The following is a 17800-nucleotide window of genomic DNA, read 5'->3' as shown; positions in this document are numbered from 1 at the left end:
GCTGCCTCTTACTTTTTGTTATTGCACATCGGGAAGCCCAGCGCTTCGCGAGAAGCGTAATAGGCTTCAGCCACGGCTTTAGTCAGGGTGCGGATACGCAGAATGTAGCGCTGACGCTCCGTCACCGAGATCGCTTTACGCGCGTCCAGCAGGTTAAAGCTGTGTGCGGCTTTCAGAATGCGCTCGTAAGCAGGCAGCGGAAGAGGTTTTTCCAACGCCAGCAGCTGCTGCGCTTCTTTCTCATACTGCTCAAAACAGGTGAAGAGAAAATCCACGTCGGCGTATTCAAAGTTGTAGGTAGACTGCTCGACTTCGTTCTGGTGGAACACGTCGCCGTAGGTTGTTTTACCTAACGGACCGTCGCTCCAGACCAGATCGTAAACGCTGTCAACGCCCTGGATGTACATCGCGAGGCGCTCAAGACCGTAGGTGATCTCACCGGTAACCGGTTTGCACTCCAGGCCACCTACCTGCTGAAAATAGGTAAACTGCGTCACTTCCATGCCGTTAAGCCACACTTCCCAGCCGAGTCCCCAGGCACCCAGCGTAGGGTTTTCCCAGTTATCTTCGACAAAGCGAATATCGTGCACCGTGGGATCCATACCCAGCTCTTTCAGCGACCCAAGGTACAGCTCCTGAATGTTGTCCGGCGATGGCTTGATGATCACCTGAAACTGGTAATAGTGCTGTAAGCGGTTCGGGTTTTCGCCGTAGCGGCCGTCGGTAGGACGGCGGGACGGCTGCACATAGGCGGCGGCAATCGGCTCCGGGCCAAGTGCGCGCAGGCAGGTCATTGGGTGTGAAGTACCAGCGCCCACTTCCATGTCCAGTGGTTGAACAATGGTGCAGCCCTGGCGCGCCCAGTAATCCTGCAATGTCAGGATCAGGCCCTGAAAGGTCTTGGTATCAAACTTTTGCATGATGAGTTCGCACGCGGTTCGGCTAGATAAAAAAAGAGTGCGACAGTATACCCTTTGACCGCGCGATGTGCAGCCGGAAATCCTGCCGCGCAGCCTGGAGAGTGGATTTTAGGATGACGTTCAGCGCCACAGCGATGCTGAACGGCAAAATTAACCTGTGCCGTTTGGCTTTTTTCATGCGATCTTGCGCACAGAGGGTTCTGAATCCCTGTCGGCGCGCTTGTTGACTGCAACGCGACTGGCTACGCTTTGCACCGGGACGCACTGCGCCAGAGGAAACCATGTCGCAAAAGATTTACTGGATAGATAATTTGCGGGCAGTTGCCTGCCTGATGGTCATCGTCATCCATACCACCACCTGGTATCTGGCCGGGCCGATGGCGATAAAAGGTCACTGGTGGGACATCGCCAACCTGCTCAACTCAACGTCACGCATCTGTGTGCCGCTGTTTTTTATGATTTCCGGCTACCTGTTCTTTGGCGAACGCAGCGCACAACCCCGTCATCTATGGCGACTCGTCGGATGCCTGCTGTTTTACAGCGCCGTCGCGCTGGTCTATATCAGCCTGCTAACGCCCATCGGTGAAGGCCGTTCAATATTGAAAATGCTACAGAAACCGGTGTTTTATCATCTGTGGTTTTTCTTCGCGCTGATCGGCATTTACCTGCTATCGCCCTTAATTCAGGTCAAAAGCGTGCGCCCCCGCTATGTGGCGGTGCTGGTGCTGGTTGTGGCGGTGCTGGCTAATCCCAATACCATGGATCAGTCATGGGGGCGGTTTCACTGGTTACCGATCAACCTCTATCTGAGCGGAGACAGTATTTATTACCTGCTCTACGCGCTGTTGGGGCGTGCTATCGGCACCATGGAAACAGACAGGCGCGGCGTAACTGCGCTGGCGGTCTTGGCCTTCCTGGCCTGCGTGACCGGTATTATGTTGGGCACTAAACGGGCATTAATCGTCAACGGCGCATTTAACGATACCTGGTATCTCTATTGTGGACCGCTGGTGTTTATTGCGGCCATCAGCGCCCTGCTGGTGTTCAAAAATGCCTTTAATCAACGCACTCTGCCTGGCCTGGCGACGATTTCGCGCTACTCGCTGCCCATCTACGGTTTTCACGCGCTGTTTATCCATTTCATCCGTACAAATCACTATGATGATATGACGCGTCCCTGGTTGGATCTGCCCGCCGTCTTTATGGTCACCCTGGCAGGCAGCCTGCTTCTGGCGATGCTGCTCAGTCGGCTGGACAGGCGCCACTGGGTAACCTGAGGCTAGGTTGTCAGGTTCCAACCCCGCGCACGCCACAGTTCAGGCAGCGCCGCCATATCCGTAAACACCGTGACCAGCGGGTGATCCAGTTCCGGGTTGTGCGCGTCGGCACAGTAGTAGAACACTGGCATGCCAGCGGCGATTCCGGCCCGCGCGCCCGCTTCAGAATCATCCACTAAAATACAACGCTCAACAGGCACTCGCATTTGCTCTGCGGCGTGAAACATCAGCTCAGGCTCGGGTTTCCAGTGACCAATGTCGTAACCGCTGTAAAGGCGCTCGGCAAAGTAGTCCAGCATGCCGGTTAATCCCAGCGAGTGCTGCATCTTCTTGACCGTACCGTTGGATACCACGCACACCGGGACGTTCATCTGCTCCACCAACGCCTTCGCCCCGGCTATCGGCTTCAACTCCAGATCGAAAAGTCGGGCAACTTCACTCCGGTAGGCGGGTTCAAGTTCGTCCAGCGGTAATCTGACCCCATGCGACTCGCTAACGTCACGGATGATGTCATACAGTTTCACCCCTTTGTACTTTTCGAACATCTCCTGCAGGGAGAGCGTTATACCGTAACGGGCAAAGGTGGTGACGTAAGCGCGTGTACAAAGCACTTCGCTGTCTACCAGGGTACCATCACAATCGAAAAAGACGCATTCTGCTGACATCTGACTCCATCCTTTTAGTTGGGTGCCCCTACACTCTACCCTAAGCCTGACGCGTTGTGATAATGGCAATCGGTTGCGAAAAATCATTGTATTGCCCGGGCAAAATCGCCAGGATACGCGCCGGTGAAATTTTCTTCCGGATAAACGGCATGAACAAACAAAGCCTTTTTCAGCGCGTATTTAAATTGCAGGAACACGGTACAACGGTTCGTACCGAGGTCATTGCTGGCGTTACCACGTTTTTGACCATGGTATACATCGTTTTTGTAAACCCACAAATTTTGGGTGTGGCAGGGATGAACGCCCAGGCGGTGTTCGTAACGACCTGTCTTATTGCCGCATTCGGCAGCATCCTGATGGGCCTGTTCGCCAATCTTCCGGTCGCACTGGCACCGGCAATGGGCCTCAATGCCTTTTTTGCCTTCGTCGTCGTGGGTGCTATGGGTTACTCGTGGCAGGTCGGTATGGGCGCCATCTTTTGGGGCGCGCTGGGGTTGCTTATCCTGACGCTGCTGCGTATTCGCTACTGGATGATCGCCAATATTCCACTTAGCCTGCGCGTGGGCATTACCGCCGGCATTGGCCTGTTCATTGCCATGATGGGCCTGAAAAACGCCGGCATCATTGTGGCCAACCCGGATACGCTGGTCACTGTGGGCAACCTCAGCTCGCATAACGTGCTGCTGGGTGCTCTGGGTTTCTTTATTATCGCCATTCTGGCGTCACGCAATATTCACGCCGCCGTGCTGATTTCGATGATCGTCACCACGGCGATTGGCTGGATGCTGGGCGACGTGAAGTTTGTGGGTCTGTTCTCTGCGCCTCCGTCCATCACCTCTGTGGTCGGTCAGGTCGATATCAAAGGCGCGTTCAATATTGGCATGGCCGGCATCATCTTCTCTTTTATGCTGGTCAATCTGTTTGACTCATCAGGTACGCTGATTGGCGTCACCGATAAAGCCGGCCTGGTCGATGAAAAAGGGACTTTCCCACGGATGAAACAGGCGCTCTATGTCGACAGCATCAGTTCCGTTACTGGCGCGCTGGCAGGGACCTCTTCCGTTACGGCCTATATTGAAAGTACGTCTGGCGTCGCCGTTGGTGGTCGTACCGGACTGATGGCGGTCGTCACCGGCCTTCTGTTCCTGCTGGTCACATTTTTATCACCGCTGGCAGCCATGGTTCCGGCCTATGCCGCAGCGGGCGCGCTGATCTACGTTGGCGTGCTGATGACCGCCAGCCTGTCGCGGGTTAAATGGGACGATCTGACGGAGGCCGTTCCCGCTTTTGTTACGGCCGCGATGATGCCGTTTAGCTTCTCCATTACGGAAGGCATCGCGCTGGGCTTTATTGCTTACTGTGTCATGAAACTTGGCACCGGGCGCTGGCGTGAAATCAGCCCCTGCGTGGTGATTGTCGCGTTACTGTTTGTGCTTAAAATCGCGTTTATCGACGCACACTGAGCGCCCTGGGAAGTCGTGCGCTGGCGGCCTGTTACTGGGTCAGTATGAGGCCAGCGCGCGTCCATGCAGCGTCGTCAGACGCATCATTTTTGTCCCGTCATCCGGCTTATCTAACGCGATATCACGCAGTGCAGACCACTGGCCGCCGCCGGTGATTTCCCATAAGTACAGGCGCCGCACATGGGGTGATAAAGCACAGGACCACACCAGCGTGGGCTCCGCATCGCACAGAATCTGCAGGTCGGTGGGCAGCGTTGTACGCAGGCGCCCGGCGCCGGGCAATAGCTGTAGCGAACGCAGCCCTTCTTCACCTGCGCCCTGCAGTTTCATTACGCTGTGGCGCAGCGTCCAGATCTGCGTCACGGCCTCAGGCACATCTTGCTGAGCATTGATCCAGGCGATTTCTCCTGAACTTAACCCCTGCACCATCAGCGCCTGCGTCTGACGACTGTGTGCCCGCACGATATCCATATCCAGGCCGACCTGACTGCGCTCTTCAGCCAGCAGGACGCCCACGGTATTCCCCGCGTAGGCAATATTGAAGTCAGGAAGATCGCGATCCGCAAAGGCCGGGCGGCCGTTATGACGCTTAACGATGGGCGGAAGACGATGAAGGCCGTAAATACGCTGCATGAGCTGTGCCAGCAAGATACGGGCCGCCAGAAATCGCCCTCGACGTTTATCCGCAAGATGCTGCGCGCTGTCGATGATGTCCTGCGGGATGGCGCTATCAGCCACCAACTGCCCGGGATTGCCTGTCCAACGAACAAAATGACCCGCCATCTGTCTCTCCATGAAAATGGTCAAATAATCATCAACCCCATTATAAGCGCTTTCTCAGGCTACCGCATACAGCTTGCCCTTTTTTCAGAAAAGCAGCAGGCTGGAGCCCTCACTACAGGCAGAAGTCACCAGCAGAAACGGGCGTTACGAAAAAGTCGTAACGCGCTGGGATATCAGACGAACTGGCAGGCTTGCTCAAGACTCAAGCGGGGCAAACGGGGAGGAAGTTTATCCGGGATGCCATAGCCCAGATTAATTAACAGATTCGCCTGCCAGGTGGTATCGGCAAAAAAGGCATCGTTAACTTTTAGCGGATCGAAGCCCGACATGGGTCCCGCATCCAGCCCCAGCGCTCGGGCTGCCAGAATTAGATAGCCTGCCTGTAAGCTACTGTTGCGAAACGCCGTCTCTTTGACTAAATCTGGCGTGTTAGTAAACCAGTTACGCGCATCGGCATGTTGAAACAGCATCGTCAGATGCTGATAAAACTCGCTGTCCCAGGCAATAATAACGGTGACCGGTGCGCTCATTGTTTTCTCAAGATTGCCGGACGCCAGCGCCGGTTTCAGCTTTTCTTTCCCCTCGGCTGAGGTGACAAAAACGAAGCGTCCCGGGGAGCAGTTTGCTGAAGTTGGGGCCAGGGCAACGAGCTGGTAGAGCTGTTCCAGCAGGGCCTGTTCGACCGGTTTTTGCTGCCAGTGATTATGGGTGCGGGCGTGGTAAAAAAGGGTGTCTAGCGCGGCATTATCAAGCGATGTAGTCATATAACTCTCCAGGGAAAACATCCAGTATTCGACCTATACGGTGAGTTCACGTTTTTGGATGCGTTTCAGCCCGTCTCATTGCGTGATGTGCTTGTCGACGTCCAGCTGAAAATACGGCTTCATAACATCCAACCCTACAATAATCTACGCCACAACAACCAATAAGCAACACATGACGCGTTGGCCCGTAAACGGCGACGGCTTCGTTTTACCGGGCCGCTTACGGGCCATGTGCAGTGTTATTTGCCGATACAGAAACTGGAGAAAATTCGCCCCAGCAAATCGTCTGACGTAAATTCACCAGTGATTTCGCTAAGCGCCTGCTGCGCAAGACGCAGTTCTTCTGCCAGCAACTCGCCAGCCCAGGCACCCAACAGTTGGGATTTGCCCTGTTCAAGATGCGTAGCGGCAAGCTCCAGTGCCTGCAAATGGCGGCGACGAGCCAGGAAACCGCCTTCCATATTATCGGCAAAGCCCATGGTCTGTTTCAGATGGTCACGCAGTGTATCCAGGCCTTCGCTGGTTCGGGCTGACAGCCTGATGAGCGCGTGGCCATTCGCGTTGGTCAGTCCCCGTGCTTCACCGGTGATGTCCGCCTTATTGCGTACGACGGTAATCGGCAACTGAGGCGGGAGACGCGCGACAAAATCCGGCCAGATCTCCGCGGGCTCGGTTGCGTCCGTCGTTGTGCCGTCCACCATAAAAAGCACCCTGTCGGCCTGTTCGATTTCATGCCAGGCGCGTTCAATACCAATACGTTCCACTTCATCGCTGGCCTCACGCAACCCTGCGGTATCAATGATATGCAACGGCATACCGTCAATATGAATATGCTCACGCAGCACATCGCGCGTTGTGCCGGCAATATCCGTCACGATGGCCGCCTCACGACCGGCAAGCGCATTCAGCAGGCTGGATTTTCCTGCGTTGGGGCGGCCGGCAATCACCACCTTCATGCCTTCGCGCAACAGGCTGCCCTGTTTGGCTTCGGCACGCACGGCATCAAGATCGCTGATGACCGTATTCAACTGCCCTTCGATTTTGCCGTCAGACAGAAAATCGATCTCCTCATCGGGGAAATCAATGGCCGCCTCAACATAGATACGCAGGTGCGTCAGGGCTTCTACAAGATGATTAATGCGAACAGAGAAGGCTCCCTGCAGCGAGTTGACCGCCGAGCGTGCCGCCTGTTCTGAGCTAGCATCAATCAGGTCGGCAATGGCTTCTGCCTGGGCTAAATCGAGTTTATCGTTAAGGAAAGCCCGCTCAGAGAATTCGCCCGGTTGGGCAATGCGCAGGCCGGGCAGCGCCACAATACGTTTCAGCAGCAGATCCAGAATCACCGGACCGCCATGGCCCTGTAACTCCAGCACGTCTTCACCGGTAAAAGAGTGAGGGCCGGGAAACCATAGCGCGATTCCCTGATCCAGCACGCTACCGTCACTATCGTTAAACGATAAATAGTCGGCGTAACGCGGTTTGGGCAGTTTACCCAGTATCTGCTGGGCAACCTCTGCGGCTCGCGGACCGGAAATGCGCAAAATGCCAACGCCGCCCCGTCCGGGCGAGGTTGCCTGAGCAACAATGGTATCGCTATGGCTCATAAATTCTCTCTCACTACAAAAAACAAAGGCGGTCGCTTTGACCGCCTGAGCATAACCGTATTTATCGCGGGAAACCTCCCGCGACGGTCTTACGCTTTCTTCTTGTCGCGACTGTGTAAGCCACGTTTTTCCAGGCCGCGATAAATCAGCTGCTGCTGGAGAATGGTTACCAGGTTACTGACGATGTAGTACAGCACCAGACCTGACGGGAACCACAGGAAGAACACGGTGAAAATCACAGGCATGTAAGTCATGATCTTCTGCTGCATCGGATCGGTCACGGTGGTTGGTGACATCTTCTGAATGAAGAACATGGTGATACCCATCAGAATCGGCAGGATATAGTACGGATCCTGTGCTGACAGATCGTGGATCCACAATATAAACGGCGCATGACGCAGTTCTACCGAGCCAGACAGCATGTAGTACAAGGCAAGGAAGATAGGCATCTGAATGACCAGCGGCAAGCAGCCACCCAGCGGATTCACTTTTTCTGCCTTATACAGCGCCATCATCTCCTGGCTCTGCTTCTGCTTATCGTCACCTAAACGCTCACGCATCGCCTGAATCTTCGGCTGCAGCATGCGCATTTTCGCCATCGAGGTGTACTGCGCTTTTGTCAGCGGGTACATGATGCCACGCACGATGAACGTGATAATGATGATGGAGAAGCCCCAGTTACCGATAAAGCTGTGAATGAACTTCAACAGTTTAAACAGTGGCTGAGAGATGAACCATAACCAACCGTAGTCAACCGTCAGGTCAAGGTGAGGCGCAATCGCGGCCATCTTGTCCTGGATTTCCGGCCCTACCCACAGCGTGGCATCCAGCGTCTGTTGCGCACCTGGTGCGACGGTTACCGGCGCAGATTTATAGCCGATTGCAGCAACGCCATTACCCAGATTGCTGGTATAAAGCGTGTTTGTCCCCTGTGTGCGCGGTACCCATGCGGTCGCGAAATACTGCTGCAACATTGCCACCCAGCCATTGCTGGTGGTGGTATTGAGGTTTTCGTTATCGGCGATGGTATCGAACTTAATCTTTTCGTATTTCGATTCGCTGGTGGAGTAAGCCGTTCCGCGGAAGGTGTGCAACGCAAAGTTGTTGCTGCCGGTATCACGGTGCTTAGGCAAATCGATCGTCTGTTTTAACTGACCAAACATCGACAATTCCAGCGGCTGCTGGCTGGTATTGTTAATGTTGTAGTCAACGTTAACCGCATAGTCGCCACGCTTGAACACGAATGTCTTGGTGTAAACAACGCCGTTTTCAGCGGTGAACGTCATCGGAACACGCAGTTCGCTCTGACCCTCAGCCAGTTCGAAGTGATCCTGAGCCGTGTTATACAGCGGACGCGCACCATTATTCGGGTTGTCCGGACCATTACGGCCGGTTAAACCACTTTGCGCCTGGTAAACAAACGACGGTGTGGTTTCCAGCAGCTCAAACGGCTTGTCAGAACCCAACTTATCCGGGTAAGTCAGCAGTTGAGCCTGGTCAACATCGCCACCGCGGGTGTTGATCGTTAATGACAGGACATCAGTCTTAACGGTGATCGTTTTACCCTGGCCGCTGGCCGGTACACCCTGGCCTGCAGCATCACCGGCTGCACTGTTTGTGTTCTGCGTGGTCTGGGTCTGCAAAGGCTTCGGAGCATGGTCCGTCTGCCAGGCTTGCCAGATCATGAAAGACACGAACAGAAAAGCGATGAGAAAGAGATTGCGTTGCGAATCCATCGTTAATGTTCTCTGGTATCAAAGGTTTTTGGCGGCACAGGATCGTCACCACCCGGGTTCAAAGGGTGGCATTTTAATACGCGTTTTAAAGTCAACCAACTGCCTTTTATCAACCCAAACCTGCGCAAGGCCTCAATTCCGTATTGAGAGCAGGTCGGATGAAACCGACAGTGTGGCCCCAGTAATGGACTGATGCCGCGTTGATAGACGCGTATCAGGACGATCAGGAACCGCGCGCCAGGCGACAGTGACGACGCCATAATTTCTCCAACGCTTCCGCCAACATACGGTTATCGAGATCGGCAACACCCTTCTTCGCAACCACCACAAAGTCCATCGACGGCAATTCATGTTGACGCAGGCGAAAGCTTTCGCGGGTCAATCGCTTGATCCGGTTGCGTTCGTGAGCGCGTTTCACATGTTTTTTCGCGACGGTCAGACCGATGCGGGGATACCCCAGCGCGTTAAGGCGGCCGAGAATAGTAATTTGCGGCGTGCCAGCCCGTTGTGGCTGCTGAAAGACGAAAGTGAAATGAGTGGGAGTTAACAAACGTAACTCCCTGGGAAATGCGAGCTTACCCATCAGGGTTAGCTTTATTACTTAGAAACGGTCAGACGAGCGCGGCCTTTAGCACGACGACGTGCCAGAACCTGACGACCATTTTTAGTAGCCATACGAGCACGGAAGCCGTGTGAACGGTTGCGCTTCAGTACGGACGGTTGAAAAGTGCGTTTCATGGCGATTTCTACCTAAACTTGAAAATTTTCACTGGGTGACGCGTTTCCGGACCAAAAAACAGACCGACGCCTCAATGTGTCTTTAATAAAGAGGCGGGATTGTAATAATTGTACAGTCCCGAGTCAATTTACTTCGCTTGTCGCGGTACCAGATAACCCGGATACAGCCCGCTGAGTCCGGGCATTGAGCTTTACGCGACAACGCCGGGGGAAGAATTATACGGGGTCTGCGTTAAAGCGCAAGGATCGCGCAGGATCTTATTGCGATCGACCTGCCGCAGGCGCAGACAAAAACGAGAGATCGTCCGAAAAATTGAATCATTCAGCGCGATCCCAGGTGGTTTTTTCTGCCACAGGCGTAGACTTTCCTTCGCGTTCATGTCCTGTGGATAAAAAGGATAAAAACTGTGTAGAAAGGGAAGATCTCTGTCGCGCTTTGCGCTATGATCCGCCCTTCCTCTGACGATCCTCTAATGATTGCAGGATGGAAAACCGCTGATAGCGGTCGCAGGCGCTTTCTTTCGTCTGTGTCAAAATGAACGTTTCTTAGATTAGCACCTACTTTTCTTATCGAATTTGTACGAGTGGAGTCCGCCGTGTCACTTACGCTTTGGCAACAGTGTCTTGCCCGTTTGCAGGATGAGCTTCCTGCCACCGAATTCAGCATGTGGATCCGTCCACTTCAGGCTGAATTAAACGACAATACGCTTGCCTTATATGCTCCTAACCGCTTCGTACTCGACTGGGTTCGGGATAAATACCTCAACAGCATCAATGCACTACTGAATGAGTTCTGCGGTGCGAATGTACCTCTGTTGCGTTTTGAGGTGGGCACGCGCCCGGTTCAACAAGCCGCAGCGGTCAGTCAGCCAGCGATGGCCAGCGTCAGCGCGCCGGCTGCACCGGTTCAAAACCGTCCGGCACCGGCACAAATTGTTCGCCCAAGCTGGGACAACGTCCCTGCGCCTGCGGATGTCACTTATCGCTCTAACGTTAATAATCGTCATAACTTCGATAACTTTGTTGAAGGTAAATCGAACCAGCTGGCACGCGCGGCGGCACGTCAGGTGGCTGATAACCCTGGCGGCGCCTACAACCCACTGTTTCTTTATGGCGGTACGGGCCTCGGGAAAACCCACCTGTTGCATGCAGTCGGCAACGGCATTATTGCGCGTAAACCCAATGCCAAAGTGGTTTATATGCACTCTGAGCGCTTTGTGCAGGACATGGTTAAAGCGCTGCAAAATAATGCTATCGAAGAGTTTAAGCGCTATTACCGTTCGGTTGACGCCCTGCTGATCGATGACATTCAGTTCTTTGCCAACAAAGAGCGTTCTCAGGAAGAGTTTTTCCACACCTTTAATGCGCTGTTAGAAGGCAATCAGCAGATCATCCTGACCTCGGATCGTTATCCAAAAGAGATCAACGGTGTTGAAGATCGTCTGAAGTCGCGATTTGGCTGGGGCTTAACGGTGGCGATCGAGCCGCCGGAACTGGAAACACGCGTTGCGATCCTGATGAAAAAGGCGGATGAAAACGATATCCGCCTGCCGGGCGAAGTGGCTTTCTTTATTGCCAAGCGTTTACGCTCTAACGTCCGTGAGCTGGAAGGGGCACTGAACAGGGTTATCGCCAACGCCAACTTTACCGGCCGGGCGATTACCATCGACTTCGTTCGTGAAGCACTGCGGGATCTGCTTGCCCTGCAGGAGAAGCTGGTCACTATTGATAATATTCAGAAGACCGTTGCTGAGTACTACAAAATTAAAGTCGCTGACCTGCTTTCTAAGCGCCGCTCGCGCTCGGTAGCGCGTCCGCGTCAAATGGCGATGGCGATGGCTAAAGAGCTGACTAACCACAGTTTGCCGGAGATCGGCGACGCTTTTGGTGGTCGCGACCATACCACGGTACTTCACGCTTGCCGTAAGATTGAGCAACTGCGTGAAGAAAGCCACGACATCAAAGAAGATTTCTCAAATCTCATCAGAACATTATCTTCGTGACGCTATGAAATTTATTGTTGAACGTGAACAGTTGCTAAAGCCGCTGCAGCAAGTCAGCGGTCCGCTAGGCGGTCGCCCGACGTTGCCTATCCTCGGCAATCTGCTGATGCAGGTTAATGAAGGATCGTTGTTACTGACCGGCACCGATTTGGAAATGGAAATGGTTGCACGGGTTGCCTTAACCCAGCCGCACGAAACGGGTGCGACGACCGTTCCGGCACGCAAATTCCTGGATATTTGCCGTGGCCTGCCGGAAGGGGCGGAGATAAACGTGACGCTGGAAGGCGAGCGCATGTTAGTGCGTTCCGGCCGTAGCCGTTTTTCGCTCTCTACCCTGCCCGCCAGCGACTTCCCAAATCTGGATGACTGGCAGAACGAGGTGGAATTCACGCTGCCTCAGGCCACGCTAAAACGCCTGATCGAAGCCACGCAGTTCTCTATGGCCCATCAGGACGTACGCTACTACCTGAACGGCATGATGTTTGAGACGGAAGGCGAAGAGCTGCGTACGGTCGCCACCGACGGTCACCGTCTGGCGGTCTGCTCCATGCCCATTGGCCAGGCGCTTCCCAGCCATTCAGTTATTGTGCCGCGTAAAGGGGTTATCGAGCTGTTACGCCTGCTGGACGGCGGTGATACACCGCTTCAGGTGCAGATTGGCAGCAGCAACATCCGCGCGCACGTTGGCGACTATATTTTTACCTCTAAGCTGGTGGATGGTCGCTTCCCGGATTATCGTCGGGTGCTGCCAAAAAATCCGGATAAAGCGCTGGAAGCAGGCTGCGATCTGCTCAAGCAGGCTTTTGCCCGTGCGGCGATCCTCTCTAATGAGAAATTCCGCGGTGTTCGTCTCCATATCACCGAAAATCAGCTAAAAATTACCGCTAATAATCCTGAGCAGGAAGAAGCGGAAGAGATGCTGGATGTCAGCTATACCGGCAGCGAGCTGGAAATCGGCTTCAACGTCAGTTACGTACTGGATGTGCTGAATGCACTTAAGTGCGAGAATGTCCGCCTGCTGCTGACGGATTCCGTTTCGAGCGTGCAGATTGAAGATGTGGTGAGTCCGGCAGCGGCCTATGTCGTCATGCCGATGCGTCTGTAGCACACGGGCTTTATTCGGGCAGTGCACCTGTCACGTACGCTGTATGCGTCAGGCTCACTGCCCGTGCGAAAAGGTGCGGTGCCGTTGACGTCCTTACTCACTGAGATTCGATAAACCTCATTTGCCCTTCACGCTGGATTGATTCATGGCTTTAACCCGCCTGCTGATAAAAGATTTTCGTAATATTGAACAGGCCGACTTAGCGTTAGCGCCAGGATTTAACTTTCTGGTAGGGGCGAATGGTAGCGGTAAAACCAGCGTGCTGGAGGCGATTTACACACTGGGTCACGGCCGTGCTTTCCGCAGTTTGCAGGCCGGCCGGGTAATTCGCCACGATCAGGCTGCATTTGTGCTGCACGGCAGGCTGGAAGGCCAGGAACGTGAGTTTTCGGTCGGGCTCAGTAAAAATCGCGCTGGCGAAAGCAAAGTGCGTATTGATGGCAGCGATGGCCACAAAGTCGCTGAGCTGGCACAGTTGCTGCCAATGCAGTTGATCACGCCGGAAGGTTTTACCTTACTCAACGGCGGTCCCAAATATCGTAGAGCCTATGTCGACTGGGGCTGCTTTCATAACACACCCGGTTTTTTTAATGCCTGGAGCAATCTGCGACGCCTGCTTAAGCAACGCAATGCGGCGTTGCGCCAGGTAACGCGCTACAGCCAGATTCGTCCCTGGGATCAGGAGCTGGTGCCGCTGGCGGAGCAAATCAGCCAGTGGCGCGCCGACTACAGCGCAGCCATCTCGGCCGAAATTGTCACCACCTGTGCACAGTTCCTGCCCGAATGTGATCTGCGTTTTTCGTTCCAGCGCGGCTGGGACAAAGAAAGCGATTATGCCGAGTTGCTTGAGCGCAACTTCGAACGCGATCGCGCCCTGACTTATACCGCCAGCGGCCCGCACAAAGCGGATTTTCGTATTCGTGCCGAGGGCACGCCGGTGGAAGATTTACTCTCACGCGGTCAGCTTAAACTGCTGATGTGCGCATTGCGTCTGGCACAGGGCGAGTTCCTGACCCGCCAGAGCGGACGCCGCTGTGTTTACCTCATTGATGACTTTGCTTCTGAACTGGATGACAGCCGTCGCCGCCTGCTGGCGGAACGACTTAAAGCAACCCAGGCACAGGTTTTTGTCAGCGCCATCTCGTCAGAGCATGTAATCGACATGACTGACGAAAAGGGCAAGATGTTCCGCGTGGAACAGGGTAAAATAGCGGTTCAACCTAAAGATTAAATGAGCGAGAAACGTTGATGTCGAATTCTTATGACTCTTCAAGTATCAAAGTCCTGAAAGGGCTTGATGCGGTACGCAAACGCCCGGGCATGTACATCGGCGATACCGATGACGGAACCGGTCTGCATCACATGGTATTCGAGGTCGTGGATAACGCAATCGACGAAGCGCTCGCCGGTCACTGTAAAGATATTGTCGTGACAATCCATGCCGATAATTCGGTTTCCGTTCAGGATGACGGACGCGGAATTCCTACCGGTATCCACGAAGAAGAAGGTGTGTCGGCGGCTGAAGTTATCATGACCGTGCTGCACGCTGGCGGTAAGTTTGACGACAACTCCTATAAAGTGTCTGGCGGCCTGCACGGCGTAGGTGTTTCCGTTGTGAACGCCCTGTCCCAGAAACTGGAACTGACCATTCGTCGTGAAGGCAAAGTGCACCAGCAGATTTATCTGCACGGCGTACCTGAAGCGCCGCTGGCGGTTACGGGAGATACCGATGCAACCGGTACCCGCATTCGTTTCTGGCCAAGCCATGACACCTTCACCAACGTTACCGATTTCGAATACGACATTCTGGCCAAACGCCTGCGCGAACTGTCCTTCCTGAACTCTGGCGTATCGATTCGTCTGGAAGACAAGCGTGATGCAAGAAACGACCACTTTCACTACGAAGGTGGTATCCGCGCCTTTGTTGAGTACCTGAATAAAAACAAAACGCCTATTCACCCAACCGTATTCTATTTCTCAACCGAGAAAGACGGCATTGGCGTGGAAGTCGCACTGCAGTGGAATGACGGCTTCCAGGAGAACATCTACTGCTTCACGAACAATATTCCACAGCGCGACGGCGGTACACACCTTGCGGGTTTCCGCGCCGCGATGACGCGTACGCTGAATGCCTACATGGATAAAGAAGGCTACAGCAAAAAAGCCAAAGTCAGCGCGACCGGTGACGATGCCCGTGAAGGTCTGATTGCGGTCGTGTCGGTCAAAGTGCCGGACCCGAAATTCTCTTCACAGACCAAAGACAAACTGGTTTCTTCAGAAGTGAAATCGGCCGTTGAGCAGCAAATGAATGAACTGCTGGCTGAATATCTGCTGGAAAATCCGGGCGATGCAAAAATCGTTGTGGGCAAAATTATTGACGCCGCACGCGCTCGTGAAGCCGCACGCCGTGCCCGTGAGATGACCCGCCGTAAAGGCGCTCTGGATCTTGCTGGCCTGCCAGGCAAACTGGCGGACTGCCAGGAGCGCGACCCGGCGCTGTCAGAAATTTACCTGGTGGAGGGTGACTCTGCTGGCGGTTCTGCCAAGCAAGGCCGCAACCGTAAGAATCAGGCCATTCTGCCGCTGAAAGGTAAGATCCTGAACGTTGAGAAGGCGCGTTTCGATAAGATGCTGGCTTCTCAGGAAGTCGCCACGTTGATTACCGCGCTGGGCTGTGGCATCGGCCGCGATGAATACAATCCGGATAAACTGCGTTACCACAGCATCATCATCATGACCGATGCGGACGTCGACGGCTCCCACATTCGTACACTGCTGTTGACCTTCTTCTATCGTCAGATGCCAGAGATTATCGAGCGTGGTCACGTGTATATCGCGCAGCCGCCGCTGTATAAGGTGAAAAAAGGTAAGCAGGAGCAATACATCAAGGATGACGAAGCCATGCTGCAGTACCAGATTGCTATCGCCCTTGACGGTACCTCGCTGCATACCACCGCCAGCGCACCCGCGCTAGGCGGCGAACCGCTGGAAACACTGGTCGCTGAATTCAACAGCACTCAGAAGATGATCAAACGCATGGAGCGTCGTTATCCGATGGCCATGCTGCGTGCGCTGATTTATCACGACACACTGAGCGATATCAGCAACGAAGCGCAGGTGACCAGTTGGATTAACGGTCTGGTTAGCTACCTGACAGCACGCGAGGCGCACGGCAGTACCTATCTGGCCCAGGTGCGTGAGAACCGTGAGCAGAATGTCTTTGAGCCGGTTTTACGCGTTCGTACACATGGAGTGGACACGGATTATCCTCTGGATGCCGAGTTCCTGCAGGGTGGCGAATACCGCAAGATCTGTGCACTGGGCGGCAAGCTTCGCGGCCTGCTTGAAGAAGATGCCTATATCGAACGTGGCGAACGTCGTCAGCCTGTCAGCAGTTTTGAACAGGCGATTGACTGGCTGGAGAAAGAGTCGCGTCGCGGTCTGTCAGTGCAGCGATATAAAGGTCTGGGCGAAATGAACCCAGAGCAGCTGTGGGAAACCACCATGGATCCGGACAGCCGCCGTATGTTACGCGTGACCATCAAAGATGCGATTGCCGCCGATCAGCTGTTCACCACGTTGATGGGTGACGCGGTTGAACCGCGCCGCGCCTTCATTGAAGAGAATGCGCTGAAAGCCGCAAATATTGATATCTAATCGCCCAGCGACAGACAAAACCCTTCCCACCGGAAGGGTTTTTTTTTGCCCAATACGTCTGACTGCCCTGCGTGGGGCAGAACCCGCAGCAACAAGATAATGGTTTACGCGTGCTGTAAAGCGTCGACAAACTGGTCAATGTGAGCTGAATCGCGCTAGCATTGCAGTAAACCCGACACAACGAGGATGCTATGGCTATAAAACTGATCGCAATTGATATGGACGGCACGCTGCTTAATCCGCAGCATGAGATCACACCTGCGGTAAAAACCGCCCTGAACCGCGCCCGGGAAAAAGGGGTGTCCATTGTGTTAGCGACCGGCAGGCCTTTCGTTGGCATTGAGCGTTATCTGAAGGAGCTTGATCTACAGGCTCACGGACAGTACTGCATCAGCAATAATGGCGCACTGGTTCATCAGGCCGAAGATGGCGAGGTCGTGGCGGATGTGACGCTGGGCTTTGACGATTATTTGTATGTCGAGAAGCTGGCGCGAGAACTGGGCGTACATTTTCAGGCTTTTGATAAATCCCATCTCTATACGCCAAACAAAGACATCAGCGAATTCACTATTCACGAAGCCAGCCTGACCGGTATTCCGGTACGTTATCGCGCAGTAGAAGAGATGGATCCCGCCACGCGTTTCCCGAAACTGATGATGATTGATAAACCCGGCCTGCTTGATGCGGCGATTGCAAAACTGCCTGAGCAGGCGCATCAGACTTACACCATCCTGAAAAGTGCGCCTTATTACCTGGAGATTCTCGATCGCCGGGTGAACAAAGGCTATGGCGTAAAAATGCTGGCAGAAAAACTGGGCCTGAAAGCGGAAGACGTCATGGCGATAGGCGATCAGGAAAACGATCTGGCCATGATTGACTACGCGGGCACTGGCGTGGCGATGGGCAATGCAATTGAGTCGGTGAAGAAAATTGCCCAGTTTATTACCAAAACCAACAGGGAAGATGGCGTCGCGCACGCGATTGAAAAATGGGTACTTTAATTCTTTCCTGACGCAGGATGAAACGGCGAGTGAAAGCACCTGACGCTGCCGTTTCATCGGTAAATACGCGCGTAACTTGTCTGA

The 17800-nt window shown here is 54.1% G+C and carries 16 protein-coding genes; 7 read left to right on the top strand and 9 right to left on the bottom strand.

All coding sequences use genetic code 11. The features are described 5' to 3' along the window. Positions 1-8: 8 nt before the first annotated feature. Positions 9-920 (bottom strand): glycine--tRNA ligase subunit alpha, encoded by a 912-nt coding sequence (gene glyQ, locus ACPXSQ_RS19260; RefSeq protein ID WP_013024007.1) that lies wholly within the window; start codon positions 918-920, stop codon positions 9-11. A gap of 281 nt (positions 921-1201) precedes the next feature. On the opposite strand from glyQ, the gene ACPXSQ_RS19255 reads away from it, so the two are divergent. Beyond that, on the top strand, positions 1202-2197 hold the full coding sequence (locus ACPXSQ_RS19255) for an acyltransferase (RefSeq protein ID WP_014594971.1): 996 nt from the start codon (positions 1202-1204) through the stop codon (positions 2195-2197). A 2-nt stretch (positions 2198-2199) separates the two neighbouring features. Here ACPXSQ_RS19255 and yieH read toward each other — a convergent pair whose 3' ends face one another. Next, positions 2200-2862, bottom strand: coding sequence for a 6-phosphogluconate phosphatase (yieH, locus tag ACPXSQ_RS19250; RefSeq protein ID WP_029570824.1), 663 nt, complete (start codon positions 2860-2862; stop codon positions 2200-2202). A gap of 149 nt (positions 2863-3011) precedes the next feature. On the opposite strand from yieH, the gene ACPXSQ_RS19245 reads away from it, so the two are divergent. Continuing rightward, complete coding sequence (locus ACPXSQ_RS19245) at positions 3012-4325, top strand: NCS2 family permease (protein ID WP_014607032.1); 1314 nt, start codon at positions 3012-3014, stop codon at positions 4323-4325. Between the two features lie 39 nt (positions 4326-4364). Here the strand turns inward: ACPXSQ_RS19245 and ACPXSQ_RS19240 are convergent, their stop codons facing one another. From ACPXSQ_RS19240 to rpmH, 7 genes are all read right to left on the bottom strand, one after another. After that, positions 4365-5108, bottom strand: coding sequence for a 4'-phosphopantetheinyl transferase family protein (locus ACPXSQ_RS19240; RefSeq protein ID WP_015701322.1), 744 nt, complete (start codon positions 5106-5108; stop codon positions 4365-4367). 173 nt (positions 5109-5281) lie between these two features. Continuing rightward, positions 5282-5872, bottom strand: a complete 591-nt coding sequence (locus ACPXSQ_RS19235) for a malonic semialdehyde reductase (protein ID WP_014607034.1) — start codon at positions 5870-5872, stop codon at positions 5282-5284. Between the two features lie 239 nt (positions 5873-6111). Next, positions 6112-7476, bottom strand: coding sequence for a tRNA uridine-5-carboxymethylaminomethyl(34) synthesis GTPase MnmE (mnmE, locus tag ACPXSQ_RS19230; protein ID WP_014594967.1), 1365 nt, complete (start codon positions 7474-7476; stop codon positions 6112-6114). 89 nt (positions 7477-7565) lie between these two features. Then, positions 7566-9212: a membrane protein insertase YidC gene (gene yidC / locus ACPXSQ_RS19225; protein ID WP_013024000.1), complete on the bottom strand. Its 1647-nt coding sequence runs from the start codon at positions 9210-9212 to the stop codon at positions 7566-7568. A 2-nt stretch (positions 9213-9214) separates the two neighbouring features. Continuing rightward, complete coding sequence (gene yidD / locus ACPXSQ_RS19220) at positions 9215-9472, bottom strand: membrane protein insertion efficiency factor YidD (protein WP_014607035.1); 258 nt, start codon at positions 9470-9472, stop codon at positions 9215-9217. Next, positions 9436-9795 (bottom strand): ribonuclease P protein component, encoded by a 360-nt coding sequence (gene rnpA / locus ACPXSQ_RS19215; RefSeq protein ID WP_013023999.1) that lies wholly within the window; start codon positions 9793-9795, stop codon positions 9436-9438. The genes yidD and rnpA overlap by 37 nt, the downstream gene beginning before the upstream one ends. 14 nt (positions 9796-9809) lie before the next feature. After that, on the bottom strand, positions 9810-9950 hold the full coding sequence (gene rpmH / locus ACPXSQ_RS19210) for a 50S ribosomal protein L34 (protein ID WP_000831330.1): 141 nt from the start codon (positions 9948-9950) through the stop codon (positions 9810-9812). 596 nt (positions 9951-10546) lie between these two features. On the opposite strand from rpmH, the gene dnaA reads away from it, so the two are divergent. From dnaA to yidA, 5 genes are all read left to right on the top strand, one after another. Beyond that, positions 10547-11953, top strand: a complete 1407-nt coding sequence (gene dnaA / locus ACPXSQ_RS19205) for a chromosomal replication initiator protein DnaA (RefSeq protein ID WP_014332919.1) — start codon at positions 10547-10549, stop codon at positions 11951-11953. Between the two features lie 4 nt (positions 11954-11957). Further along, positions 11958-13058 carry a DNA polymerase III subunit beta gene (dnaN, locus tag ACPXSQ_RS19200; RefSeq protein WP_014332920.1) on the top strand — a complete coding sequence of 367 codons (1101 nt, stop codon included), beginning with the start codon at positions 11958-11960 and terminating at the stop codon, positions 13056-13058. Positions 13059-13203: 145 nt separating this feature from the next. Continuing rightward, entirely contained in the window at positions 13204-14289 is a 1086-nt protein-coding gene (gene recF, locus ACPXSQ_RS19195) for a DNA replication/repair protein RecF (protein ID WP_014332921.1), read from the top strand. A 17-nt stretch (positions 14290-14306) separates the two neighbouring features. Next, a complete protein-coding gene (gyrB, locus tag ACPXSQ_RS19190) occupies positions 14307-16715 on the top strand; it encodes a DNA topoisomerase (ATP-hydrolyzing) subunit B (protein ID WP_014332922.1) in 2409 nt (802 codons plus the stop codon). Between the two features lie 191 nt (positions 16716-16906). After that, positions 16907-17716 carry a sugar-phosphatase gene (gene yidA / locus ACPXSQ_RS19185; RefSeq protein WP_013023994.1) on the top strand — a complete coding sequence of 270 codons (810 nt, stop codon included), beginning with the start codon at positions 16907-16909 and terminating at the stop codon, positions 17714-17716. The last annotated feature ends 84 nt before the right edge of the window (positions 17717-17800 follow it).

The organism is Pantoea sp. EEL5 (assembly GCF_049892805.1).
Taxonomy (GTDB): Bacteria; Pseudomonadota; Gammaproteobacteria; order Enterobacterales; family Enterobacteriaceae; genus Pantoea; species Pantoea ananatis.
Note: the sequence above shows the minus strand (reverse complement) of the source record. Positions and strands in the feature narration are given on the sequence as shown.

Excerpts from the sequence above, each read along its gene's own strand:
- ACPXSQ_RS19240 (WP_015701322.1), bottom strand. The coding sequence starts at position 5,108 with ATGGCGGGTCATTTTGTTCGTTGGACAGGCAATCCCGGGCAGTTGGTG.
- recF (WP_014332921.1), top strand. The coding sequence starts at position 13,204 with ATGGCTTTAACCCGCCTGCTGATAAAAGATTTTCGTAATATTGAACAG.
- ACPXSQ_RS19235 (WP_014607034.1), bottom strand. The coding sequence starts at position 5,872 with ATGACTACATCGCTTGATAATGCCGCGCTAGACACCCTTTTTTACCAC.
- rnpA (WP_013023999.1), bottom strand. The coding sequence starts at position 9,795 with ATGGGTAAGCTCGCATTTCCCAGGGAGTTACGTTTGTTAACTCCCACT.
- rpmH (WP_000831330.1), bottom strand. The coding sequence starts at position 9,950 with ATGAAACGCACTTTTCAACCGTCCGTACTGAAGCGCAACCGTTCACAC.
- gyrB (WP_014332922.1), top strand. The coding sequence starts at position 14,307 with ATGTCGAATTCTTATGACTCTTCAAGTATCAAAGTCCTGAAAGGGCTT.
- yieH (WP_029570824.1), bottom strand. The coding sequence starts at position 2,862 with ATGTCAGCAGAATGCGTCTTTTTCGATTGTGATGGTACCCTGGTAGAC.
- yidC (WP_013024000.1), bottom strand. The coding sequence starts at position 9,212 with ATGGATTCGCAACGCAATCTCTTTCTCATCGCTTTTCTGTTCGTGTCT.
- yidD (WP_014607035.1), bottom strand. The coding sequence starts at position 9,472 with ATGGCGTCGTCACTGTCGCCTGGCGCGCGGTTCCTGATCGTCCTGATA.
- ACPXSQ_RS19255 (WP_014594971.1), top strand. The coding sequence starts at position 1,202 with ATGTCGCAAAAGATTTACTGGATAGATAATTTGCGGGCAGTTGCCTGC.
- mnmE (WP_014594967.1), bottom strand. The coding sequence starts at position 7,476 with ATGAGCCATAGCGATACCATTGTTGCTCAGGCAACCTCGCCCGGACGG.
- yidA (WP_013023994.1), top strand. The coding sequence starts at position 16,907 with ATGGCTATAAAACTGATCGCAATTGATATGGACGGCACGCTGCTTAAT.
- glyQ (WP_013024007.1), bottom strand. The coding sequence starts at position 920 with ATGCAAAAGTTTGATACCAAGACCTTTCAGGGCCTGATCCTGACATTG.
- ACPXSQ_RS19245 (WP_014607032.1), top strand. The coding sequence starts at position 3,012 with ATGAACAAACAAAGCCTTTTTCAGCGCGTATTTAAATTGCAGGAACAC.
- dnaN (WP_014332920.1), top strand. The coding sequence starts at position 11,958 with ATGAAATTTATTGTTGAACGTGAACAGTTGCTAAAGCCGCTGCAGCAA.